The organism is Clostridium sp. HBUAS56017 (genome assembly GCF_007115085.1).
GTDB lineage: Bacteria > Bacillota > Clostridia > Clostridiales > Clostridiaceae > Clostridium > Clostridium cibarium.
In genome coordinates this window covers 1-379 of record NZ_SULK01000076.1, presented here as the reverse complement: position 1 = coordinate 379, position 379 = coordinate 1, and the positions used below count along the sequence as shown (strand labels likewise).

Sequence of the window (379 nt, the reverse complement as noted above, 5' to 3'; positions counted from 1 at the left end):
GTTTCGTTATTATAAATAACTGAAACTAGTCTATTAAATATACAAAGAATATTTCTTGGCTTGTTGTATTTATACAAACAATATATACTATGTGCAATTTTCAAAGAACAATGGTGGGTCTAAATGGACTCGAACCATCGACCTCACGCTTATCAGGCGTGCGCTCTAACCAGCTGAGCTATAGACCCATGTGGTGGAGATAAAGAGATTCGAACTCTTGACCCCCTGCGTGCAAGGCAGGTGCTCTCCCAACTGAGCTATACCCCCACATTAATTTGAGAAATCAATTACTGAGATCTCTCAAAATTGAACAGAAAGTTAAAACCATTCTTTCGAGAAGAAAACCTATTTTAAGATTTTTTTCTTTACTAGTCAAGTA

Annotated in this window: 2 tRNA genes; both read right to left on the bottom strand. The window is 36.7% G+C overall.

Annotated elements, in window-relative coordinates:
• Positions 1 to 111: 111 nt before the first annotated feature.
• A tRNA-Ile gene (locus FAY47_RS19970) sits at positions 112 to 188 on the bottom strand.
• A gap of 3 nt (positions 189 to 191) precedes the next feature.
• Positions 192 to 267 (bottom strand) — tRNA-Ala (locus FAY47_RS19965).
• Between the last annotated feature and the right edge of the window lie 112 nt (positions 268 to 379).